Source organism: Bartonella sp. HY761, from assembly GCF_026743145.1.
GTDB lineage: Bacteria > Pseudomonadota > Alphaproteobacteria > Rhizobiales > Rhizobiaceae > HY038.
Window position 1 is genome coordinate 3258495 of record NZ_CP104887.1, and the last position, 23444, is coordinate 3281938.

Sequence of the window (23444 nt, forward strand, 5' to 3'; positions counted from 1 at the left end):
AATTCTACTCAAGTTCAACTGGTATTTTTATTGTCTTTACGCCATATAAGGCACATCAATCAGATTTCATGTGATAATCTAAAATAAATCTGCCGGAATTATTAAAATGCCAGAATCTTTACTCAAGTCTGAAATGACAGCTATGCAAAAGCAAAGAGCAATGACACAACTTACCAAAATGAACGGTCTTGGTAATAAGATTCTTGTCGCTGACATGCGCGACCAAAATGTGCATATTGTTGCGGCTGCGGCGATAGAACTTGCCAGCCATGATGAAACTTCTTTTGATCAAATTATGGCAATTTATAATAGCCGCATTTCAACAACTGATTATTATATTGAAATTTGGAATAGTGATGGTTCAAAGGCCAAGGCTTGCGGCAATGGCACACGCTGCGTGGTTGAATGGCTCTACAATCAAAATGGGCAGAGCCATTTTATCCTTGAAACTGATGGTGGTATTGTGGAAGCAAGCCGCCTTGAAAATGGTCTTGTTTCGGTTAATATGGGTAAGGCGCGTTTAAACTGGCAGGATATTCCAACGCAACATGCGATCGATGATACCAACCATGTGGCAGTTGGTACTGGCCCCTTGCAGGATGCCTCGCTTGTTTCTATGGGTAATCCCCATGCGATTTATATTGTTGATAAGGATGTTTGGGATTATCCCTTGGGGGATTTAGGACCAATTATCGAGCATGATGCGTTATTTCCAGAACGGATTAATATTTCCATTGTCGAAATCACCTCGCCAACATCGTTTAATATGCGCACTTTTGAGCGCGGTGCGGGCCTAACCCTTGCTTGCGGTACTGGGGCTTGTGCAGCGGCTGTTGCAGCTAATCGTCGTGGGCTTATTGGTAAGCGCGCTGTGGCAACATTACCGGGTGGTGATTTAGAATTATTTTGGCAAGATGACGGCAATGTCCTTATGACTGGGCCAACCCAATACGAGTTTTCTGGATATTTTGATCCATTATCGGGTCAATTTATCAAGAATGAAGCAAATTTGAAGATTGAAAGAGTTAATGCCTGATGGCGACTGAAATTGTTACCTTTGGTTGTAGGCTGAATGCTTATGAGTCTGAAGTCATGCGCAAAGAAAGCGCAGCGGCTGGTCTTGACACGCTTGAGGGCGGCGCAATCATTTTTAATACATGCGCTGTAACCAGTGAAGCGGTACGCCAAGCCCGCCAAGCTATTCGTAAAGCACGGCGTGAAAATCCTGACGCACGTATTATCGTCACCGGCTGCGCTGCCCAAACCCTTGCCCCCGAATTTGCAGCCATGGGCGAAGTCGATTTGGTTTTAGGTAATGAAGAAAAATTGCATTCTCATTCTTATCGCCAATTGCCTGAATTTGGTGTTAATCTTTTTGAAAAAGTCCGCGTTAATGACATTATGGAGGTTAAAGAAAATGCCCCCCATATGGTTGACCTTATTGAAGGGCGCGCTCGTGCTTTTGTGCAAGTGCAAAATGGCTGCGATCATCGTTGCACCTTTTGCATCATTCCTTATGGTCGCGGTCCATCGCGTTCAGTTCCCATGGGGGCAGTGGTTGAGCAGATAAAGCGTCTTAATGGCAATGGCTATCAAGAAGTTGTATTAACGGGAGTTGACCTTACCAGCTACGGCCCAGATCTTCCGGGAAAAGCTGGGCTTGGCAAGTTGGTTGCAGCAATTTTGCGTAGTGTACCCGACCTTGAGCGCTTGCGGTTATCATCGATTGACTCGATTGAGGCGGATGACGAATTATTAGAGCTTTTAGCCTATGAGAAACGTTTAATGCCACATTTGCATTTATCACTGCAAGCGGGCGATAATATGATTTTAAAGCGCATGAAGCGCCGCCATGCTCGTGAAGATTCAGTGCGTTTTTGCAATGATTTACGCGATAAACGTCCTGAATTTATTTTTGGCGCTGATATTATTGCTGGTTTTCCAACCGAAACGGAAGAGATGTTTGAAAATACCCGTCAGCTTATAGCCGATTGCGGTTTAACCCATACGCATATTTTCCCGTTTTCGCCGCGTGAAGGAACACCTGCCGCCCGTATGCCGCAATTAGAACGTGGTATAGTTAAAGAACGCGCTGCAATTTTACGCAGCGAAGGTGACAAAGCCTATGAAAAGCACTTGCAACAGGCAATTGGTCGCCGCCAGCGAGTTTTGGTTGAACGCGATGGCATTGGCCGCAGTGAAGATTATACCTTGACCGAAATAGCAGGTGCGGTGGCTGGCACTATTATAGATTGCGATATTTCCCATGTTGAGGGTGATAAACTGATTGGTCATAGAATTGCGGCTTAACAATCTAACTTTTTTGGATTAGCAAAAACAATATTTTGATATATAGATGAGAAAAAGCCACGCCTGTGGCTTGATGTTTTTTTAAGGATTTAAAACAATATGGCTGGTTTTTTCAAAAAGGTTTTTTCTTTTGCCGATAAGACAGATGAAGAAAATGCAGGTCAAGCACCAGCATTAACCCCTTTTGAAGCCCACCAACTGGCATTAAAACAGGCGCAAGAAGAAGCGGAAGCTCAAAAAGCTGCAAGTGAACACGCCACTCACCATGCCAAAGTAGCCTCCCCAAAAGAGGAAACCGAAAGCCAAAGCGATTCATCAAGTCCTAAACCCGATACAACACTTGATGAAACATTTGCTGAAATTGCTCAAGATAGCATTGTACCTGCAACAATTGATACAAGCCTGCTTGTTGATGAAGCTGAGGCAGCAGATGTTGTCACGGCATTTGAGCCGCAAAAAACAGGTCGCATCAGTGTTGGCGCTCATGTTGAACACGTTGTTGAGCCAGAAGTTGTGGTGGTTGAAGAACCTGTTGCGGTAAAACGCTCATGGTTTGAACGTTTGCGCAATGGTTTGTCGCGCTCATCACGTCAGCTTGGCGATTCAATTGGTGCTATTTTTACCAAACGCAAACTTGATGAAGAAACATTGCAAGATCTTGAAGATGTGTTGATTGCCTCCGATCTTGGGCTTGAAACGGCAATGCGGGTTACCGATTCTCTTGCTTCTGGCCGCTATGGTAAAGATATTTCTACCGATGAAGTGCGTGCTATTATGCGCGATGAGATTGAAAAAGTTTTGGCGCCTGTTGCCAAACCTTTAGAGCTTGATCTTTCGCATAAACCGCATGTTATTTTGGTGGTTGGCGTCAATGGCACAGGTAAAACTACCACCATTGGTAAATTAGCGGCAAAATTATCGCGTGGTGGCTTAAAAGTAATGTTGGCCGCAGGCGATACTTTTCGCGCAGCAGCAATTGAGCAATTGCATATTTGGGGCAAGCGCACCAATTCACCGGTTGTCGCAACTAAGCTTGGCGCTGATGCTGCAAGCCTTGCTTTTGAAGCCTATGAAAAGGCAAGGGAAGCGGGTAGTGATGTATTAATCATTGATACAGCAGGGCGTTTACAAAATAAAACCGAATTAATGGATGAACTTGCCAAAATTGTGCGCGTTTTAGGCAAGCATGATGCTGACGCGCCGCATACGGTTTTGCAAACCCTTGATGCGACCACTGGACAAAATGCCCTTAATCAAGTCGAGATTTTCCGCAATGTTGCAGGGGTCAATGGTTTGGTGATGACAAAGCTTGATGGAACAGCGCGCGGCGGTATTTTGGTGGCTATTGCAGCAAAGCACAAATTACCTGTTTACTTTATTGGCGTTGGTGAGGATATTGATGATCTTGAACCCTTTAAAGCCAATGAATTTGCCCAAGCGATTGCTGGAAAACATGATTAAGCAAACATGATTAAGCAAGCATAAATCTCACCTGATTGTATTAAATTTAAGTAAAATCCATGACCTTAGAAAGCATGATGAATGACAAAATCAATTTTTGAACCAAATCCAGATGATGCTGCAGCGGTAAAAAAGGCGCAAATGTCGCCAATGGGTAAGTTAATATTGGAAATGGGGCCGTTGGTTTTGTTCTTTTTTGCCAACTATAAAGGGCAATGGCTTATCGACAATATTAGTTTTTTTTCAAGCTTTGATAAGCCAATTTTTCCAGCCACGGCTATTTTTATGGTGGCGATTGTGGTTGCCCTTATCCTATCATGGATTTTAACCCGTACTATTCCGGTTATGCCCTTGGTATCTGGTATATTCGTGGTGTTTTTTGGCGCCTTAACTCTTTGGTTGCATAATGATATTTTCATTAAAATGAAGCCAACAATTATCAATACTTTATTTGGTATTATCTTATTTGGTGGGCTATTATTTGGTCGTTCGCTGCTTGGCTATGTCTTTGATTCAGCTTTTCGACTAGATGCTGAAGGTTGGCGCAAGCTTACTTTTCGCTGGGCATGCTTTTTCATTTTCTTAGCGGTTTTAAATGAAGTTATCTGGCGCAATTTCAGCGATGATTTTTGGGCAAATTTCAAGGTTTGGGGCACAATGCCCATCACCATCATCTTTTTAATTCTGCAAACACCGCTTTTAGCTCGCCATTCGCTTGATCTTAAAGATAACCAAGATAAGTCTTAAGATTATCATATCAAAACGTATCAATAATTAATGAAATTTTGGAGAAAAAAATGGGCGCTTGGAGTGTAAAGCCTTGGGGAAATGATGAAGCGGCAGATTGGTTTGCAAATTTTTGGCAAGATAAGGATTTTTCGCCAATTATTACACTGATTGAAAATTTTGATCCAGCCAATGAGGATTATTGCGAATTTCGAGCCGCTTGTTATTTGCTTGAAACATTGGGTCGTCCCTATGTTTGGCCAAGCAATAGACTTGATGATTTGCGCCCGGTTTTAACCAAAGCAATCGAAATTTTAGAAAATATGGTCAGCCCGCCTGATGAAAACTGGTTTTTTCTTGAGGAATGGGACAATGATCCAGAAATGGTTGAAGCGCTTGAGCAACAAATTGCCGCTTTAACCAAAAATCTCAATCAACTGGCCTAAAGCTTTATTCAATAATGCAATTTGTAAAAGAGGATTCATAACACAATGATGCAGCCGCTTTTGCGGCTGTTATTTGTTTTTTGGTTAAGTCCTTGCCGATAATGTTTTGTAAGTGAAGATTGCGTTGATTATAGTTGAAAGACAGTGCAAGCACGCTCCACATATAAGCTGTCTCTTTGTTTTGTTGAACGCCATTTCCCTCCATAAACATAAGTGCCAAATAATATTGTGATTCTGGCTCGCCCTTTTTAGCCGCAATGCTAAACCATTTTAGTGCTTCATTATAATTTTGCTTCACGCCATGACCGTAGTAATAAAAAAATCCAAGATTAGTTTGTGCCTTTATATAGCCCTGTTTAGCCGACAATTTAAATAAACGCGCTGATTTAGCATAATCTTGTTTAATTCCAGGATGATCGTTAAGATAGATAAGGCCCAAATTATATTGAGCAGCCTTTTCCCCCTGATCTGCTGAACGGCCAAACCACTTTACTGCCTGTTCAAAATCGGGTTTATCATTGTTTTCACTGATATAAATCAAACCAAGATTATTCTGTGCAATAGCTAAGCCTTGATCAGCAGCTAATTGAAAAAGATATTTGGCTTTTGAGTAATCTATATCTACGCCCATGCCGTCCATATAGATTAAACCAAGCTTATTTTGAGCTTCCGGATAATTTTGCGCAACAGCACGCTCGAACCATTCAATCGCTAAGCTATAATTTTGATCGACACCAGTGCCATTTTTATAAGCGACACCCAAGTTGGTTTGAGCATCCGCGAGTCCAGCTTGGGCGGCAGTGTTAATCAACGCTACACCTTTTTTGTAATCAAGCTCTACACCCCTACCATACATATAAAGCATACCAAGATTGTTGCGAGAATTTATGTCACCTTGTTCGCTAGCCAATAAATACCATTTGGCAGCTTCCTTATAGTCTTGTTTAACCTCAATTCCTTCTTCATATATTTTTCCCAAACGATATTGCGCATTAACATTGCCCTGCTCTGCAGCACTTTTAAATAAATCGAGTGCTTTGCTTATATTTTTTTCAACTCCAACGCCGGTTTGATAAAAAACTGCAAGTTTAGTCTTGGCATATGCATCGCCTTGATCAGAGGCTAATTTGTACCATTTTGCGGCTTCAATTGCACTTTGCTCGGCCCCTTTACCAGCAAAATAAAGATCGCCTAGATTTGTCTGTGCTGCAACATTGCCTTTAGCTGCCGATTGTTTGAAGAGTGATATTGCTTTAACATAATCTTGTTTAACCCCATCACCAGCACTGTAAAGACTACCTAGATTATTTTGAGCATCTGCCAAACCTTGATCTGCAGCTTTTTGAAACCACTTGGCAGCGATTGTATAATCAACAGGCATTGATTTGCCAAAATAATATAAAAGACCAATGGCATATTGGGCATTGGCATTGCCTTGCTCGGCAGATAAAAAATACCGGCGTTTTGCATCTTCAATATCTTTTTGAATACCAAGCCCATTTTCAATCATATAAGCAAGATTAAATTGCGCCATTGAATTATTTTGTTCAACCGCTAATTGAAACCATTTAAGCGCTTCTTTGTAATTTTCGGCAACACCTTCACCTCTTAAATACATCACGCCTAAATTGCTTTGGGCATCATCTAACCCAAGTTCTGCAGCGCGGCGAAACCATTTAACGGCTTCTGTTTTATCTTTAGTGACGTCATCGCCGTTTAAATAATATACGCCCAAATTATGCTGGGCATAAGGGTCATTAAGATCGGCGCGCAGTCGTAAAGTGATATGATCGCCATAATGGATATAAAGAAAAGCAATGCTAGTAAAAGCAATGATAATAAAACCAATTACAGCAATAATAAAACGTTTCATTAAACCACCATGCAATTAAAACCCGCGGCAAAATCGCCGCATTTTTAATCATTAAATGTTAATTTCAGTCGTTTTTTCACTCTGCTTTAAAGAGGAAGCAACCGCCATCCACATATAAGCTGTTTCATAATGCGTAAGCAAGACGAAACCATTGAACGGCTTAGTGATAATCAAAATACAAGGGATTCCCCCACTTGAAAAGTAATACAAAGGTGTGTTTCAAAAAGCAAAATAACGAGATATTTTTTCATCGATTAAGGCTCTACAAAATGGAGTTAACCTTATCCGCTTTAAACCTTTTTAGGTAAAAATGGATTGGCTATTTATGCGAAAATTATTTCAACCCTTGCGTTAACTTATTATCGATTGCATCATAAGCTTGTTGGTTTTCTTGTTGCTGAAAAAAATTCATTACGGTTTTTGTTTTTCCATCGATACACATTTTATAAAATTTGGTGGTCTTTGTAGATTTACTGTAAGTATATTCAGCTTTAATTGCTTCATTTCCTTGGTAATCAGCTTTAGCCCAATCAAGATGGCTATTAGATTTTATAAAGGCAACGTAATCATCAAAGGTTTTATATTGGTTACAAAAGCCTAAATCATCAATATATTTAAAATTATAGCCGTCACTTATTTCAACGCCCATATTTTTTTGAGCTGTTATAGTCTCAGGTCTGTCTAGTGTCTTATGACTTTCAAACTTTTGCGATAAAAAATCAAACAAATCTTCGATACCAACGAGATTTTCTTGGTTGATATGCGCCACATAAAAATTAAAATTTTCATCAATGTCAATATTCATTAACATTTTGTTAGGCTGAGGCCATAGGGCATAAAAATTGTACTCATTTTGGGCAATTTGCTCTGCAACAAATTCATTTTTAGCAAAATCGTAAAAGCCCATATTATTGAGGAGCCGCGCAATATTATCACTCTTTGTGGCCTTTCGGCGAATAATCATAATACTTTGCGCTTTTTGATCTTCAAAGGAAAATCCATAAACTTCGATTAATCCAAATTTTGTACGTGTAAAAGGATGCCATTTCTCACCAATAGCAAATGTCTTACCGTCAAAAGTGAAACTTTTCTTCTCGATATAATTATTTTTAATGATTTTTATAAGATTGTTACAACTTTCATCATGGCAATCATATCTAAGTTCTGAGTAGGTTAATAAATTTTTATATTGAAAAGTGTTTTCAGCGCATGGTGATAATTTATATAAGTTAATACTTGGCTTGCATAGTAAAAGCTTATCATCACGGTCACTATTATCGTGGTCAAAAATTCTTATCGTACTCTGACCATTTGATAAATAATAAAGATTAGCCCTTTTGGCGTAGGGTATTATTTCAAAGGTCCAATCATCAGGCAGCACTAATTTTTCTATATTGGGGCCAAAAGGCATGGTAATTTCAGTTGCTTTTGATTGGCTACTAAGCGAAAGCAAAACAAATAAAACAACCAATAATCTAATCATATTTTCCCCAGTATAACTTATTAAATAATTTAAATAAAATTTTTCAAAAGATTTTAATTAATGCCAATTTAAAATTCAATTGGCATTTATTGTATTAAACTAACAAAGGTAATTATAAACCTTTAGAATTATAAAGGTTGGTCTTCGTTTTGGCAGATAGATAGAACATAACCATTACAATCTTCAAAATCGGCAGACAAACCACCTGGAACTGGCGAAACACCATTAATAATAGTAATGCCTGCCTGCTCCAAGCCATCGACAATCTTATTAATGCCACCATTGGGTAAGTTAAAAACTGTAACAGGAAAAGTTGAACCTTCAACTTCACCTTCAAAGAAAACCAACTCAACACCGTCATTTTGATTAACAATTAAAAAGGTTTCGTCTTCATCTATAAGGCGGGTGACTTTTAAACCTAAAAGATCTTCATAAAATTTTTGCGTTTCATCAAGATCATTAGCTAAAAATATCAAATTACAAACTTTACTATCTTTCAAAAATTGTGGCTTATTACTCATGATTAATTCCCTCTTAGGTTACATATTGCCCTTTTATACAAGATGAGCCTTACAACTATATGTCAAATAAAAAATGCCCCGCAACAACTTATGCAGGGCATTTTTTAATTTAAAAATTTAATCTTAGAACCATTCACCGAATTTGCGGATATAAAATACCTTCATACCTTGTGCAACGCAGCAATAGGCAAACAATGTACCGACAAGCCATGGGAAGTAGCTCCATGGTAATGGAACAAGCCCAACATAATGACCAAGGGGTGAGAATGGAATATAAATACCAATAGCCATAATCACGCTGGTTGTTAATAGGACAGGCAAGGCAGCCGTGCTTTGAATGAACGGAATCTTACGAGTACGCAACATGTGCACAACCAAAGTCTGTGATAGCAAGCCTTCAATAAACCAACCAGATTGGAACAATGATTGCATTTCAGCCGAATTGGCGGCAAAGACAAACCACATAAGGGCAAAGGTGGTGATATCGAAGATGGACGATGTTGGCCCAATATAAAGCATGAAACGGCCAATGTTACGGGCGCTCCACTTACGGGGCTTGGCAAGATAATCCTTATCCATTTTATCCCAAGGCAAGGATAATTGTGAAATATCATAAAGCAAGTTTTGCAAGAGCAAGTGAATAGCAAGCATTGGCAAGAACGGAATAAAGGCACTTGCGACTAGAACTGAGAATACATTACCGAAATTGGAACTTGCAGTCATATTAAGATATTTCATAATATTACCAAAAGTTTCACGACCCTTGATAACACCTTCTTCCAAGATCATTAGACTTTTTTCAAGCAGAATAATATCGGCTGTTTCCTTGGCAATATCGGTAGCTGTATCAACCGAAATACCCACATCTGCATCGCGCAAGGCTGGCGCATCATTAATGCCATCACCAAGGAAACCCACTGTATGGCCATTGGCTTGCAAGGCTTTAAGAACACGAGACTTTTGCAATGGTGTCAATTTAGCAAATACAGTGCGTTCTTCAACTTTTTCGCGTAATTCATGTTCGCCCATAGCCTCAATTTCGCGGCCCAATAAAGGCACACCCGGCTCAAGACCAACTTCACGACAAACCTTGGTGGTCACAATCGCATTGTCACCAGTTAAAACTTTGACGGCAACACCATTTTCGCGCAAGGCAGCAATGGCAGGACGCGCAGTTTCCTTGGGAGGATCAAGGAAAGTTAAAAAGCCTTCAACAATAAGATCGCTTTCAATGCTAGTTTTATAAAGTTCTGCCTTTTCTTCCTCTTTCAAGCGGCGTGTTGCAACGATTAACACGCGGAAGCCATCACGATTATAAAGTTCGGCAATTTCAGTTAATTTTTGTCGTGCCATGGCATCCATGGGACGGGCTTCTTCGCCATCGCGCCAATAGGATGAAATGGAAAGCATTTCTTCAACTGCACCCTTGGTGACAAGGATATGATCCTTTTTCATATTTTCAAGGACGATAGACAAACGCCGGCGCATGAAATCAAAGGGAATTTCATCAACCTTGCGATATGCGCGCATAGAAGGATCATCTTCAAAAGATTGGCCAGAGTGAACAACCGCCTGATCCATCAAATTGCGCATACCACTTTGGTGAAATGAGTTAAGCCAACCAAGTTCCAACACGCGATTATCTTTGGCACCAAAATTATTGATATGGTGTTCAAGAATGATTTTATCCTGTGTCAATGTGCCTGTTTTATCGGTACATAAAACATCCATCGCGCCAAAATTTTGAATGGCGTTCAAACGCTTGACCACAACTTTGCGTTTAGCCATGGATACGGCACCCTTGGCAAGGTTCGCCGACACAATCAATGGCAACATTTCAGGGGTAAGACCAACAGCAACCGCAACAGAGAACAGGAACGCCTCAAGCCAATCGCCTTTTGAAAGACCATTAATGACAAAAACAATCGGTACCATGACGAGCATAAAGCGGATAAGCAGCCAACTAACCGAATTAACGCCGCGATCAAAAGCGGTTTGTGAGCGTGTGCCCACTACCGATTTTGCCAAGGAACCAAAATAGGTTGATGGACCAGTTGCGATAACCAATGCCTTAGCATTACCACTCACCACATTCGTACCCATAAAGCACAAGTTGGGTAGATCAAGAATTTCAGTTTTTTCACTTGCTACTGCATCGGCATGTTTTTCACTGACAGCGCTCAATGTATCATATTTTTCGACCGGTAAAGCTTCACCAGTAAGAACGGCTTGAGACACGAAAAGATCACGTGAATCAATAAGACGCACGTCGCCTGGAATCATGTCACCAGCTGAAAGATAAACAATGTCACCGCTGACCAGTTCTCGCATGGCAATTTCCATACGCTTTGGCTCAGATGAATTATCTGCACGGCGTAACACCGTTGCGGTTGTGCGCACCATGGCTTTTAAGGCATCTGCCGCTTTACCAGAGCGATATTCTTGCCAAAAGCGCAAAATACCGCTGATCATTACCATGGTAAGAACAATGATAACACCAGTAAGGTCTGTTTCTTCGCCAGCACGCAAGGGCAACCAATAATCAGTTACAAATTGGATTGCCGCTAGCATAAGCAGAACAAAGATGAATGGATTTTTAAAAGCAATTAAAAGCTGGATAAAGGCAGGTGGTCGTTTATCATGAGCGACTTCATTTGGGCCGTCATTGCTAAAGCGAGCTTGCGCATCTGCCGTTGTCAAGCCATCAAGGCTCGCATGGAGGTTATTTAAGGTGTTTTCAAGGCTATTTTGCGCCTCACGTGCCGCTTGGGCATTAAAGCCACCATTCTTCCCATTAGCTTTATGCTTAGAAGAATTGGACTTTGGGTCGTTATGTGACAAATTTTTATTGCTTGTCATGGCAAACTCCTGTCGCGCGCCTAAGCGAGCAACATTAAGGAGTTACCTTAAAGCTACTCTAACCACTTTGAGCGCGTTTTTGCATTCTTTAAATTCTTTATATTTCTGCCGACTTCGTCCTATGTCGTCGGCGTCTATACTGTCGGGGTCATCCATATGACTATCTCCAGTGAAAAGCCGGGTGTTAGATATATCTGCCATTGGCAAATCCCTAAAACCAAGCTTTTATCTTGTAACTAATTCCAACTTTAAGCATTAGCGCTTTGATTTATGAATTAGTTGATCGATGTTTTTATTATTGTGCCAACAAAACTGTGATGTTTGAAACACACATCATCCACTATTGTTGAAAAGAAAGGTTATTTGTTAATTAGAAAGCAAATGCTGCTGCTTAGCCTTGAAGGCCTCCATTATAAAGCCGCATATTTTGCCTGTTGGAATTTTCACCCCAAGCTAAAACACTGATGCCACAGACTGCAGGCATAAAACAATTATCCATAATCATAGAAATGATATACCTAAGTATATGCTTTCTATGCCTATGCATGGTTGCCTTTCTTTCATGCGACAGGCAAAGTAAACAAATCCAATTTTAATGGGAAAGATGAAAATAATGCCCGACTGCGACAGTAGTTACATATTAAAAATAAGCCGTAAAAGCTTTTAAAGGTCGCAGTAAATGTGCCTTTTTAAGCTTTGGCTAGAAAGGTACTAAAATGACAATGAACACCAATCGCGGTTTTGCCCGCAATTTCTCTGCCAAAAATAATGGCCGTTTCTCAACCAATCCAGCTCAATTTATTGGTATTTACTTAAAAAGAAAATTTGCAGAAGTAGCATTGCAAAATGCAGCTCCTCAGCAGCGTCAAGTAAATGAGCTTAACATGGTTTGCAAATGGGTGCGTGATCCAGCAACTGGCCATATGGAATGCTTTTGGCAAAAAACAAGTTCCGATATGGAGACAAGATATGTTTGAAGCTATGACCCTTGCCGGTTTTGGTCAACAAATATTGGCAGCTTTAGTTGTTTTGCTCTTTGCTGGTGCAACAATTTTGAGAATCTATCTTATTTGCCCTTTGCATGCTAGTTTGAGAGAGCTTTTTTCAGATAGTGAGCAAGACTAAGAAGCTTCGAGCGGATATGGTCAATTAAGTACAATTGAAGCAACGATTGTTAAACAGTAAAGACCGACTTATTGCCTTAAAAGTGATAGGGATATTTGTCAATTTGTCCTCCCATTCCTATTCTATCCCTGCCAGGATTTTTGACTAATGAATAATTGGGTGGAGCTTGCAAACATCCCTATCACCTTTAAGGCATTTTTGGCTCATATTTTTTTGAACATTTTTCATTTAACAAAAATCTCAACCCATATTAGCTGTATTTAGACAAGATATTACCTAGCAACAAATTAAGACTATTTTCATTTTACAAAATGCGATAAAAAGGCATGACGACATTGGCATGAATAGGAATACAAGGCTGAAAATAAAAAATCTGTTCACCAAAGCTGCTCTTGCCCCGCTCCTTGGCATTATTTTTATTCTTGATACTATTTCAAGATTAGAAATTGCTGCGGCGGTTTTTTATATTGTTGTCATATTGATCAGCGCACGTTTTTTGAGTCAGCGCGGCATATGGATATTAAGCGTTATTTGTATTGGGCTCACGGTTTTATCCTTCTTTTTAACCCGTAGCGGCGCGCCAGAAGCAGGTCTTGTTAATTGTGTTATTGCTTTAATGGCTCTTATATTGACTAGCTATTTGGTAACGCGCGCACAAAATGCTGAAGATTTAGCATTTAAGGCAACGCAACAATTAAACCGCGTTGCCCGTATTAAAAGTCTAGGAGAATTAACCGCCTCTATTGCTCATGAAATTAATCAACCGCTTGCCGCCGCCGGATCGAGCGCTGATGCTTGTCGTAATTGGTTGAAAAAAGATCCAGTTGAGGTAGAACGAGCATTAATTGCCTTAGAACGAATAAACCGTGAAATTAGCCGTGCATCTGATGTTATTACCCGCATTCGCTCACTTGCTAAAAATGAAACGCCACATAAACAAGCCTATGATCTCAACGATATTGTTGAAGAGGCTATTGCCCTTGCGAGCCATTTAATTGAGCGCCATCTCATACACCTTGAATGGGAAAAAGATGAGCAGCCTTTGTTAATTAACGCCGATAAGGTGCAAATGTTACAAGTTATTACCAATATTATTTTGAATGCGATTGAAGCCGTCCGGCAAAAAAGACCGGAAGAACGCAATATACTTGTGGTAACCAATTATTATCAACACCGTGTTCAATTATCAGTTATTGATAGCGGTTGTGGGATGAGCGACCAACAAATAACCCAAATATTCGATGCTTTTTGGACGACCAGAGAAGGGGGCACTGGCCTTGGTTTAACCTTGTGCCGTGCTATTGTTGAGGCGCATCGCGGAATTATTACAGTCGAACATAATCCGAAAGGTGGGGCAATCTTTAGCATTTCCCTGCCTGAAAATAAAATTAATCGGAGTGAGCCATGACGGATACAAGAAAACTGGTTTATGTCATTGATGACGATCTTGCTGTGCGCGAAGCACTTGATGATTTATTAGCTTCAGTCAATCTAGAAACAGCATCATTTGCCGATGTGGAAACATTTTTAAGTGCTGAGCATCCCCATTGTCCATCTTGTCTTGTGCTTGATGTAAGAATGCCGGGCCAAAGTGGCATGGATTTTCACGATAAGATGAAAAATTTTGACCTCGATATTCCGGTAATTTTTATTACAGGCCATGGTGATATTGCTATGTCAGTTACCGCTATGAAGCGCGGTGCGGTTGATTTTTTGGAAAAACCGTTTCGCGATCAAGATTTATTAGAAGCAATTAACCGTGCATTGACTGTGAGCGAAGAAAACCTGCGCCATAAAGATAGTCATGTTCAATTGCAACGTCGTTATAGTCTACTAAATAGTGGTGAACGCGCTGTTATGGATTATGTGGTGCAAGGCTTTTTAAACAAGCAAATTGCTGCCGAACTTAATGTGAGTGAAATTACAGTTAAAGTACGACGTGGCAATGTCATGCAAAAAATGAAGGCAAAAACCCTTGCGGATCTTATCCGTTTTGGTCAAGAGCTTCATAAGGTAGGCACTTAATGGCGATTTTATCGTGGGTGTGCATTTGTCTTTAAACACTTAAATGTAAAATATGCTCGTCATCCAAAATGAAATACCCAAAAACTGCAATTTTTTGTAAAAAAAGCACATGAAAAGCTCATGGGAAATCAGCTTTAGTTAATTGAACGGCTTTTAAAAAGCTATAACTATCGAATGACAGAGCAAAAGACGAATCATTATGGCGTCAAATGCGGCGACAAACATCAAATATGCAGCACTTCATAGCAGTGGCTTCGTTTAAATGTGCTTTAAAACATTTTTAAGAGCAATAAGTTGAACAAAGCGTCAATGTTTAACTCACCTGCAAATAAATAAACAATATCGCAATAATCTACATCAGCTAACACCAATTAAAAAAACTCAAGCAAGTTTATGTTGCGAGCTCTATTTGCCTTTGGGTTATATCTAAAGACTATGAACTTTGGTGAAGAGGAAATATTTGATGAGCTTTCGATGACATCAATATTTTAACCTAAGAGGGGCAGCCCCCTAGATTATAAACGGCAATAAAAAAGCCCCGCGCAATGCACGGGGCTTTTCCAATAGAAACAAATTCAGATTAGAACTTGTAAGCTACACCAACGCGAACGTCGTTTGACTTGTAGTCAATCTTTTCTTTGAAGGTCTGGCCAGTTGTATGGGTATAAGTGTTTGTCTTATCACCATAATCAGCATAGCGGTATTCAAGACGTACAAGAACATTATCTGTTACTGCATAGTCAACGCCAGCGCCGATTGTCCAACCAGTCATTGTGTTTGAAGTGCTGTAACCAAGGCTTGAGCCTGGAACTTCAGCAAGGCTTGCTGGGTTTGCACTTGTCAAATAGTTACGACCATTTGTGTCAACTTTAGTGTAAGCAACACCGCCAGCTACGTAAGGCATGAAACGATCCATTGCATAACCTACACGAACGCGAGTAGCACCAGCCCATTTTTGCTTGATGTTGCCTTCGCTGTTGTAGTTATAAGGTGACAATGGGTCAATGCCATAACGTGCAACTGAAGAGTAGCTGTCTTTTACGTCGCCCCATACGAAATCGGTTTCTGCGCCGAGTACGATGTTGTTGCCAACTTCAAAGTTGTAACCAGCATAAAGACCGCCTACAAAACCGTTGCCATCTGGGCTCCAGTTAACACCTTGAGTGTAACCAACTGGCAAGAAGCCAATGTTACGTTCAGATTTAACATTTGAATCTGACCAAGTGCCACCGATCTGACCACCAACATATGCACCAGTCCAGCTAAATGTAGGAACTGTTACAACTGGAGCTGGCTCATAAGGAGCTGGCTGAACGATATCAGCTGCGTTTGCTGCTGTTGCTGCGATAAGGGCTGCAGCTGATGCTGCGATAAGATACTTAATATTCATTTTCATTTCTCCATGCAAAGAACTGCAATTAAGTTCAATATAGTCGCTCTAGCAAAAAAGTCTGTAGTAAAAAAGCCACACCTAGCGAAATGTGCACAAACTTAGCGAAAAAAGCGAAAAAGCGAAAATTCTTTAGTAAACAAAATGTTAACTCATCTCGTTTTTGACATAATTGCGCCTTTGTTCGTCCATGTTCGATGCTAAACCATGGCGAATATGCCTTATTTATAATCAAAGATGGGCGAATCTTTCAAACTTTAAGCAGAATCGAAACGGATTCGGTCAAAAAATAAAATAATTTCTTTTTTTAATTTTTTGGTTTGCTAAAATGTCTGTCGATAACTGCGAAAGAACTTTTACGCCTACTCGGAAGATTCTGTCTAATGAGGGCAATTGCTGCAAATGGGCGGCTAGGGCAAATCAATTATGAAATAAGTTACATTAAGGAATTTCCTTAGATGGATGCAAAATCAATCGCGTGTAAACTTTGCCCATTACGTTTTAACCAAGCCCGACAATTTTTAGATTCGGGGCAAAGCTTTTCACATAGATTCCAAAAATCGCTGCTGTGGTTCATTTCAATGAGGTGAGACACTTCATGCGCAACGAGATAATCAATGACGTTGTGTGGCGCCATCATAATGCGCCATGAAAATGATAATGCCCCATCACTGGTACATGATCCCCAACGACTTGTTGTATCTTTAAAACGAATGGATTTTGGTTTGCGACCAACTTCGCTTGCATATTTTGCCACCAAAGGCGTAATCACCAATTCTGCTTGTTTTATGAGAAAATCTTTCAGCCGTCTTGGTAGATGCTTTTCTGCGCCATAAACCAAAATTTGAGGGTCGGCTTCACTATTCGGCACTAAGCTTGTTGTTCCGCGCCCCTCCAAATGACAAATGCGGTGAGGCTTGCCAAAAATCGGAATCTTGACGCCTGATTTAAGCATCGGTTCTTCAAGGCTCGGTGGTGGTAAATGGCTAAGTTTCGTCTCAAGCCAACCTTTATAGCGGTTTAAAAATTCATCAACTGCCTTTTTGCTGGTACGCGGTGGCACTGTCACCCTTAAGCCTTTGCCACCACTTACAATGCGGAGCGTTAATCTTTTGGCGCGGCTATTGGTTATAACTTTTAAGGGTAAAGTCCTATCCGACAGAACAAAGTTATCGCTATAGGCTTCTTTAATGGTTTTAGGTTTAAAAAACATGCTTTTCATTTACTATGCAAAGAATGTGCATCTTATTAAAAGGAATTGGCAATGTACAATTTTAAATTGCTGGCGCACGGTTTTTAAATGAATCAAGCTCAAGCAGTGCAACTGCAGCCAAAACGAAAATAATTGCCAAATAGCTATTTAGTCCAACATTGTGATGATACGCAAATATATCAAGGGCAAGGGCAACAATTGGTGGAACATATACAATACTGGAGGCAAAAACCGCGCCTGATTTTTCAACAATATAATAATATGCGACATAAGCCACACCGGTACTTAATAAGCCAAGGCCAATAATTAAGCCAATCCATGCTTTGGGATCGTTAAAAATTGGGGCAATATTATTCAATGGAATAAACGGTAAAAGGATAATAATTGCAAACCCTAATTGATAAGTGGTTGATGCAATGATGGGAATATTAAGCGGCATCAAAAATTTTTGTGCATAGACAAAGGAAACACCAAGGCTTAATGACGCTATAATCATATAGCCAATGCCGATCATATCAAAAGCATGGTTTTCGGCGAAGGGATTGCCAAGCAGCGCAATACCGCAAAAACCAATAAAAATAGCAAAGGCGTTGAGCCAAGTAATTTTTTGCTCTTTTAAAAATAATAAGGCACATAAAAAAGTAAAAAGTGGTGCAGTGCCACTTAAAAGGCCAGCGGTGCTGACCGGTAGGCGTATAGCCCCTTCGGCATAAGCAAAATAATAAACGACCATCACCAGTAAAGCCATGATGATGAAGTGGTGGCAGTATCGCAGTTGCGAAACATGCAATGCTTTTTTATATAGTGCATAGAAAAAAACAGGGATAAATCCAAAAATAACGCAAAGCAAAGTTATTTGTGCAGCATCAAGATAGGGAGATGCCCATTTTATAAAAACAAAATTTGTTCCCCAAATAACCCCCAAAAAAATAAAGCTTAAAAGCGCTGTCTTATTCATGCTCTTGACCTAGTTATTGCGAATATTGGATGATGGGATTGATTTTTGAACCATCCACAATACTGTTATTTTACGATATGCGTTTTTATTAAATATTACGCAAATTCTTAACCTACAATATAAGGATAAATATCGCAAATAGGCTATTGCATTGCAATGTCAAGGCATCCCAAAGAGTTAAAGCTTTAAGCCCATTTGGGATGTCTTTTTATTGGTGTTTGACTTTCAAAGTCTTTGATTAGTCGACAAAAGCACGCTCAACGACATAAGTTGCTGGTGCATTATTGGCACCTTCCACCAAACCAAATGTTTCGCACATCGCCGCGCAATCCTTAAGCATTGCCATTGAGCCGCAAATCATCACGCGGTCTTCTTCTATATTAATTGCTGGCAAGCCAGTATCTTTGAAAAATTGTCCTGAAAGCATGGTATCGGTGATACGGCCCATATGGGGCGATTGTTCACGAGTTGTCATAGGATAAAATTTCAATTGATTAGCAAATTCACCAATGAGTGGATCTTCATTCACTTGTTTAACCAGATCACGGGCATAATCTAGCTCCGCCAATTCACGGGTTGTTTGAATAAGAATCACTTCTTGATATTTTTCATAAGTTTCTGGATCACGGATAAGGCTAGCAAAAGGAGCAACGCCAGTGCCGGTTGATAAAAGATAAAGCCGCTTGCCAGGAATTAACGCATCCAACACCAAAGTACCGGTTGGCTTTTTGCGCATTAATACTGTGTCACCTACTTTAATTTTTTGCAAATGCTCAGTAAGTGGCCCACCTGGAACCTTGATTGAGAAAAACTCAATTTCTTCGTCCCAAAAGGGGCTAGCAATAGAATAGGCGCGAAAAACTGGCTTTTCAGCATTTGGCAAGCCAATCATGATGAATTCGCCAGAGCGGAAGCGAAAACTTTCTGGCCGCGTAATACGAAATTTGAATAAGCGGTCGGTATAATGCTTAACTTCCGTCACCTTTTCAGCAAAAACATTGGCAGGAATAGGAAAAGATGGAGCAGCCTCTTCTTGTAGGGCTTCAGCAACATTACCAAGCGGCGCATTCATGGGATATATCCTTAAAATTTATAAAAAGCCTTGGCTTCATTTAATCTGGCACATAGCCTATCCACCTTATAGAAGATGTATGAGCAGTTGCCAACATTTCCATTTTATAGTGTGATATATAAAGATAAAAAACTTATCCTTCTAGCTCAAATTTAAGCAATCCTATTTCAAAATGCATTTTTTTTGGCTTTTTAACTGTATTTTATGACCTGAAAGTTTAGAAAGATTCTCAGCTAAGTCATGGATTTTACAAATCTTTAAAAGATGGGACTTATCGTAAGGCTTTATAAAAATCAAAATACTGATTTCAATCACCAAATTTATTTTTCATTTATGTGGTGACGTATGAGAAAAAGTGTCTCTTGATTTTATCAATAAAATGCAACAGCATGACAATTTAGCATAAGCAACGCATCCATTCATTCCAATTAGGGTAGATCTATATCATGGGCGATTTGAAATTTGGTACCAGCGGTTTACGTGGCTTGGTAGAGGAGCTTGATGATGAAATTTGCCAGCGTTATACGATCGCATTTTTAAGTTTTTTACGCCAATGTGAGGTTATCAATAAGGATAGTACATTATTGGTTGGTCGTGACTTGCGCCAAAGCAGCCAACGTATTGCTAATGCCGTGATGGCGGCAGCTATTGCAGAGGGGTATAAAGTTAAGAATTATGGCCGATTACCAACCCCAGCACTGGCATTATCCGCTCTTTATGAGCAAAGCCCCGCAATAATGGTGACAGGTAGTCATATTCCTGAAGATCGCAATGGTTTAAAATTCTATCGCCCCGATGGTGAAATTACCAAGGTTGATGAACAGGGAATTTTAAACTGTTTGCCTGACCATGCCCCCTATGATGACTTTGAAGTTTTACCCTATAGTTCGCTTGCCGCGCTTGATCGCTACCGCCAACGGGCTTTTTCAGTTCTTCCCTTTGCTAGCCTTTCATCAATGCGCATTGGCGTTTATCAACATAGCTCGGTTGCCCGCGATGTCATGGTGGATATTATTGCCGAGCTTGGAGCGGAGGTAATTCCGCTTCACCGTGCAGAATATTTTATCCCTGTTGATACCGAAGCTTTGCGCCAAGAAGACCGTGACATTGCCAAGCAAGCTGTCAAGGATTATGATCTTGATGCGCTTATTTCCACCGATGGCGATGGTGATCGACCATTGCTTGCCGATAGTGACGGTAATTTTTTGCGTGGTGATATTCTTGGTATGCTGACGGCAAAATTTTTAAATGCCGATGCGGTGGTAACTCCGGTCACCTCAACATCACTCGTTGAAACCTCTAATTGGTTTTCCCATGTTTATCGCAGTAAAGTTGGCTCGCCTTATGTTATTGCCGATATGAACGAAGCCGAGCAAGATGGCTCATCAATGATTATAGGTTTTGAGGCTAATGGTGGCGTATTGCTTGGCAGCGATGCCGCTTTAGAAAATGGTGTTCTACCAGCCTTGCCAACCCGCGATGCATTATTACCGATTCTATGTGTTTTAGGTCTAGCGCAAATGAATAATTTGCCGATTAATGCGCTTTGTAAGGGATTACCACTACGCTTTACCGCTAGCAGCCGTGTGCAAGGCATTCCAAGTGAAAAAACCGAAAAATTTCTTATCCTGCTTTCCAATGGTACTGAGCGTATTCGCTTTTTTAAACCTTTTGGCACCATTAAAAGCTGGGACGCAATTGATGGTTTGCGGGTTATTTTACAAAATGGCGAAATTATCCATTTTCGCGCCTCTGGCAATGCGCCGGAACTACGTTGCTATAGTGAAGCGGCAAGTCAGCAGCGTGCGGACCAACTGGTTGCGGAAGGTTTAGAACGCGCTTTGGCAGAATTATCATAAGGATAAAAGCTTTACGCAAATGAAAAAGGCACAGAGTAATCTGTGCCTTTTTATTTTTGCATTTGCTTTGAATAATTATTTTAACAAAGGTGACCAAGCTGGGTCTGATGCGTCATTTGGGGTTGGTAATTGACGTTCATTGCGGCCAGAAACATCGATTGTATAAAGCTTTGCGCCTCTGCCCTGATCTTGACGGAAGAACATGATTACGCGACCATTTGGCGACCAAGTAGGGCCTTCATTATGGAAGCCACTGGTTAATATACGCTCATCAGTACCATCAGGACGCATAACACCGATGGAAAATTGCCCCTGCAATTGCTTGGTAAAGGCAATATAATCTCCGCGTGGCGACCAAACTGGGGTTGAATAGCTACCATCACCAAAAGAAATTGGCTTTTGATCGCTACCATCAGCATTCATCACATAAAGTTTTGGCTTTCCAGAACGGTCAGAACCAAAAACAATCTTACTACCATCGGGCGAATAAGATGCTGATGTATCAATTGCTAAGGTTGATGTAAGGCGCGTAGTCATATGTGAGCGCAAATCCATAACGTAAAGATTGGAACTACCATTATCTTGCAAAAGACTCATGACAACCTTTTGCCCATCGGGTGAAAAACGTGGTGCAATGGTCATATTGCTAAAAGGAACTGGCTCTCTTTGTCCGCTTTCAATTTGTTGCAAATAGACCCTTGGCACATTATCACTGCCATAGGCCATATAGGTAATTTCTTGCTGGGTTGGCGAAAAGCGCGGTGTTAAAACAAGCTCTTGTCCGGTAGATAAATAGCTAACATTAGCACCATCTTGGTCCATAATCGCAAGACGCTTAACACGCTTATTACGTGGACCTGTTTCATCAATAAATACGATTCGTGTGTCAAAATAGCCGCTTTCACCAGTCATTTTTTCATAAATAATATCAGCGATTTGGTGGGCAATGCGGCGTTTTGAAGCTGTTGTCACAACCGAGGATATAAAATAGCGCCCTTCAAGTTGATCTTGTTTAAATACGTCCCAAAGACGGAAATCAACACGCAATTGACCGTTAGGTTGGGTTACAACGCGCCCTGTAACAAGGCCTTGTGCACCAATTTGTTGCCAATCATTATAGCGCGGAATCGCATCAGGATTGGTAATGCGCTCTAAAAATGCCGTTTGATCAAGCGGTTGGAAAAGACCCGAACGCTCAAGATCTGCGGCAATAATTTGGCTAATTTCAGCCCCTGTTTGATCACCCGATAAAAAATCAGTGATTGCGATAGGAATCGGCTTAAACTGATTAGCCGTTACATCCACAACAAGCTGTGCCTGCCCTGGTCTTATCAATGCTGCCAGCGTGCCAAACATTAAACAGATGATAAACAAGGAATGCCGTGTAAGACGAAACATGTTTGATCCGAACCTTTCAAGAAAAATAGTTTTGTCGTTTATATCAATAATATCTTTTTGTTTGTTTAATGGCACAAAATTATTTTGATTTATTTGGTGCATTTGATTTTTATAACAACCCAAAAGACGAATTATAATAAAAGCATACATAGCCTATAAATGTGGTAAAATGAACCCATTCACTATTAGGATCTTTGGTTCCACTAGCCGTGCCATAGTGACGCGATAGGCTTTACTCAATTTTGCAGCACCTGCTGCATTTCGCCAACTTTTATCATCAAGAGCAAGTGGTTCAAAATTTTTGTTTAATCAAAATGGGATTTATTTTAGCTCTTAAATTATGGAGTGACCTTATTAAAATAAACTCGTGGGCCTAGATACTTTATCATAGGCTCACCACATTTCCATTCATCGCTTACTGGGAAATACCCCATTAAAATGTCTTCATATCCATTGAGTTGTAATTCGACAAAAGAAGAAGGACGATATGATTCATTAATAAGGTCAAGATCTACATCACCAGATGGTTGATAATTTATGCATTCATCTGGTGATGCAAATGATACTGAAAATTCATTATCCCATGCTACAACTCCAATTGAATCTAAAGTGTAAAAAACAATTTCAGAATTGTCTACATTGGGATAAAAAAAGTATAACCTCATTTTAACTTCCTTAACAGTGGATACTAAAGAGCTGCTTTTGGCAATTCTCTTAATAACTTT

19 protein-coding genes and 1 pseudogene are annotated in these 23444 nt (G+C 40.3%); 10 read left to right on the forward strand and 10 right to left on the reverse strand.

What is annotated here, in order from left to right; all coding sequences use genetic code 11:
- Positions 1-160 precede the first annotated feature (160 nt).
- The 5 genes and pseudogenes from dapF to N6A79_RS14015 all read left to right on the forward strand — a co-directional run bounded on the left by dapF (position 161) and on the right by N6A79_RS14015 (position 4943).
- Positions 161-1036 (forward strand): diaminopimelate epimerase, encoded by an 876-nt coding sequence (gene dapF / locus N6A79_RS13995; protein ID WP_182419786.1) that lies wholly within the window; start codon positions 161-163, stop codon positions 1034-1036.
- Entirely contained in the window at positions 1036-2310 is a 1275-nt protein-coding gene (gene mtaB / locus N6A79_RS14000; RefSeq protein ID WP_268546414.1) for a tRNA (N(6)-L-threonylcarbamoyladenosine(37)-C(2))-methylthiotransferase MtaB, read from the forward strand. The genes dapF and mtaB overlap by 1 nt, the downstream gene beginning before the upstream one ends.
- A gap of 447 nt (positions 2311-2757) precedes the next feature.
- A pseudogene (ftsY, locus tag N6A79_RS14005) lies at positions 2758-3771 on the forward strand (signal recognition particle-docking protein FtsY); the annotation flags it as partial.
- A 141-nt stretch (positions 3772-3912) separates the two neighbouring features.
- Entirely contained in the window at positions 3913-4518 is a 606-nt protein-coding gene (locus N6A79_RS14010) for a septation protein A (RefSeq protein ID WP_371739852.1), read from the forward strand.
- A gap of 50 nt (positions 4519-4568) precedes the next feature.
- Entirely contained in the window at positions 4569-4943 is a 375-nt protein-coding gene (locus N6A79_RS14015) for a DUF4259 domain-containing protein (protein ID WP_268546416.1), read from the forward strand.
- Between the two features lie 4 nt (positions 4944-4947).
- Here N6A79_RS14015 and N6A79_RS14020 read toward each other — a convergent pair whose 3' ends face one another.
- The 4 genes from N6A79_RS14020 to mgtA form a co-directional block, all read right to left on the reverse strand.
- Positions 4948-6816, reverse strand: coding sequence for an SEL1-like repeat protein (locus N6A79_RS14020; RefSeq protein WP_268546417.1), 1869 nt, complete (start codon positions 6814-6816; stop codon positions 4948-4950).
- A 334-nt stretch (positions 6817-7150) separates the two neighbouring features.
- Positions 7151-8299 (reverse strand): hypothetical protein, encoded by a 1149-nt coding sequence (locus N6A79_RS14025; protein WP_268546418.1) that lies wholly within the window; start codon positions 8297-8299, stop codon positions 7151-7153.
- 128 nt (positions 8300-8427) lie between these two features.
- Positions 8428-8820 (reverse strand): VOC family protein, encoded by a 393-nt coding sequence (locus tag N6A79_RS14030; RefSeq protein WP_268546419.1) that lies wholly within the window; start codon positions 8818-8820, stop codon positions 8428-8430.
- Between the two features lie 123 nt (positions 8821-8943).
- Positions 8944-11679 (reverse strand): magnesium-translocating P-type ATPase, encoded by a 2736-nt coding sequence (mgtA, locus tag N6A79_RS14035; protein ID WP_268546420.1) that lies wholly within the window; start codon positions 11677-11679, stop codon positions 8944-8946.
- A gap of 716 nt (positions 11680-12395) precedes the next feature.
- Here mgtA and N6A79_RS14040 point away from each other — a divergent pair.
- The 4 genes from N6A79_RS14040 (at position 12396) to N6A79_RS14055 (ending at position 14829) form a co-directional block, all read left to right on the forward strand.
- On the forward strand, positions 12396-12656 hold the full coding sequence (locus tag N6A79_RS14040) for a hypothetical protein (protein WP_182418232.1): 261 nt from the start codon (positions 12396-12398) through the stop codon (positions 12654-12656).
- Entirely contained in the window at positions 12649-12804 is a 156-nt protein-coding gene (locus N6A79_RS14045) for a hypothetical protein (protein WP_268546422.1), read from the forward strand. The genes N6A79_RS14040 and N6A79_RS14045 overlap by 8 nt, the downstream gene beginning before the upstream one ends.
- A gap of 340 nt (positions 12805-13144) precedes the next feature.
- Positions 13145-14212, forward strand: a complete 1068-nt coding sequence (locus tag N6A79_RS14050) for a sensor histidine kinase (protein WP_182418234.1) — start codon at positions 13145-13147, stop codon at positions 14210-14212.
- On the forward strand, positions 14209-14829 hold the full coding sequence (locus tag N6A79_RS14055) for a response regulator transcription factor (protein WP_268546423.1): 621 nt from the start codon (positions 14209-14211) through the stop codon (positions 14827-14829). The genes N6A79_RS14050 and N6A79_RS14055 overlap by 4 nt, the downstream gene beginning before the upstream one ends.
- A gap of 580 nt (positions 14830-15409) precedes the next feature.
- On the opposite strand, the gene N6A79_RS14060 is transcribed toward N6A79_RS14055, so the two are convergent.
- The 4 genes from N6A79_RS14060 to N6A79_RS14075 all read right to left on the reverse strand — a co-directional run bounded on the left by N6A79_RS14060 (position 15410) and on the right by N6A79_RS14075 (position 19462).
- Positions 15410-16219, reverse strand: a complete 810-nt coding sequence (locus tag N6A79_RS14060) for an outer membrane protein (protein WP_182418236.1) — start codon at positions 16217-16219, stop codon at positions 15410-15412.
- 454 nt (positions 16220-16673) lie between these two features.
- Entirely contained in the window at positions 16674-17441 is a 768-nt protein-coding gene (locus N6A79_RS14065) for a M48 family metallopeptidase (protein ID WP_268546424.1), read from the reverse strand.
- 52 nt (positions 17442-17493) lie between these two features.
- On the reverse strand, positions 17494-18390 hold the full coding sequence (locus N6A79_RS14070) for a DMT family transporter (protein ID WP_268546425.1): 897 nt from the start codon (positions 18388-18390) through the stop codon (positions 17494-17496).
- 238 nt (positions 18391-18628) lie between these two features.
- Positions 18629-19462: a ferredoxin--NADP reductase gene (locus tag N6A79_RS14075; RefSeq protein ID WP_182418239.1), complete on the reverse strand. Its 834-nt coding sequence runs from the start codon at positions 19460-19462 to the stop codon at positions 18629-18631.
- A 446-nt stretch (positions 19463-19908) separates the two neighbouring features.
- Between N6A79_RS14075 and N6A79_RS14080 the strand changes: the two genes are divergently transcribed.
- Positions 19909-21321 (forward strand): phosphomannomutase, encoded by a 1413-nt coding sequence (locus tag N6A79_RS14080; protein WP_268546426.1) that lies wholly within the window; start codon positions 19909-19911, stop codon positions 21319-21321.
- Between the two features lie 75 nt (positions 21322-21396).
- Here the strand turns inward: N6A79_RS14080 and tolB are convergent, their stop codons facing one another.
- Together tolB and N6A79_RS14090 are read right to left on the reverse strand one after the other, a co-directional pair.
- On the reverse strand, positions 21397-22719 hold the full coding sequence (gene tolB / locus N6A79_RS14085; RefSeq protein ID WP_182418241.1) for a Tol-Pal system beta propeller repeat protein TolB: 1323 nt from the start codon (positions 22717-22719) through the stop codon (positions 21397-21399).
- 338 nt (positions 22720-23057) lie between these two features.
- Positions 23058-23384 (reverse strand): hypothetical protein, encoded by a 327-nt coding sequence (locus tag N6A79_RS14090; RefSeq protein WP_268546427.1) that lies wholly within the window; start codon positions 23382-23384, stop codon positions 23058-23060.
- Positions 23385-23444: the final 60 nt, after the last annotated feature.

Excerpts from the sequence above, each read along its gene's own strand:
- N6A79_RS14055 (WP_268546423.1), top strand. The coding sequence starts at position 14,209 with ATGACGGATACAAGAAAACTGGTTTATGTCATTGATGACGATCTTGCT.
- dapF (WP_182419786.1), top strand. The coding sequence starts at position 161 with ATGACACAACTTACCAAAATGAACGGTCTTGGTAATAAGATTCTTGTC.
- N6A79_RS14025 (WP_268546418.1), bottom strand. The coding sequence starts at position 8,299 with ATGATTAGATTATTGGTTGTTTTATTTGTTTTGCTTTCGCTTAGTAGC.
- N6A79_RS14075 (WP_182418239.1), bottom strand. The coding sequence starts at position 19,462 with ATGAATGCGCCGCTTGGTAATGTTGCTGAAGCCCTACAAGAAGAGGCT.
- N6A79_RS14080 (WP_268546426.1), top strand. The coding sequence starts at position 19,909 with ATGGGCGATTTGAAATTTGGTACCAGCGGTTTACGTGGCTTGGTAGAG.
- N6A79_RS14010 (WP_371739852.1), top strand. The coding sequence starts at position 3,913 with ATGTCGCCAATGGGTAAGTTAATATTGGAAATGGGGCCGTTGGTTTTG.
- N6A79_RS14045 (WP_268546422.1), top strand. The coding sequence starts at position 12,649 with ATGTTTGAAGCTATGACCCTTGCCGGTTTTGGTCAACAAATATTGGCA.
- N6A79_RS14065 (WP_268546424.1), bottom strand. The coding sequence starts at position 17,441 with ATGAAAAGCATGTTTTTTAAACCTAAAACCATTAAAGAAGCCTATAGC.
- N6A79_RS14090 (WP_268546427.1), bottom strand. The coding sequence starts at position 23,384 with ATGAGGTTATACTTTTTTTATCCCAATGTAGACAATTCTGAAATTGTT.
- N6A79_RS14050 (WP_182418234.1), top strand. The coding sequence starts at position 13,145 with ATGAATAGGAATACAAGGCTGAAAATAAAAAATCTGTTCACCAAAGCT.
- N6A79_RS14020 (WP_268546417.1), bottom strand. The coding sequence starts at position 6,816 with ATGAAACGTTTTATTATTGCTGTAATTGGTTTTATTATCATTGCTTTT.
- mtaB (WP_268546414.1), top strand. The coding sequence starts at position 1,036 with ATGGCGACTGAAATTGTTACCTTTGGTTGTAGGCTGAATGCTTATGAG.
- N6A79_RS14040 (WP_182418232.1), top strand. The coding sequence starts at position 12,396 with ATGACAATGAACACCAATCGCGGTTTTGCCCGCAATTTCTCTGCCAAA.
- tolB (WP_182418241.1), bottom strand. The coding sequence starts at position 22,719 with ATGTTTCGTCTTACACGGCATTCCTTGTTTATCATCTGTTTAATGTTT.
- N6A79_RS14015 (WP_268546416.1), top strand. The coding sequence starts at position 4,569 with ATGGGCGCTTGGAGTGTAAAGCCTTGGGGAAATGATGAAGCGGCAGAT.
- N6A79_RS14030 (WP_268546419.1), bottom strand. The coding sequence starts at position 8,820 with ATGAGTAATAAGCCACAATTTTTGAAAGATAGTAAAGTTTGTAATTTG.
- N6A79_RS14070 (WP_268546425.1), bottom strand. The coding sequence starts at position 18,390 with ATGAATAAGACAGCGCTTTTAAGCTTTATTTTTTTGGGGGTTATTTGG.
- mgtA (WP_268546420.1), bottom strand. The coding sequence starts at position 11,679 with ATGACAAGCAATAAAAATTTGTCACATAACGACCCAAAGTCCAATTCT.
- N6A79_RS14060 (WP_182418236.1), bottom strand. The coding sequence starts at position 16,219 with ATGAATATTAAGTATCTTATCGCAGCATCAGCTGCAGCCCTTATCGCA.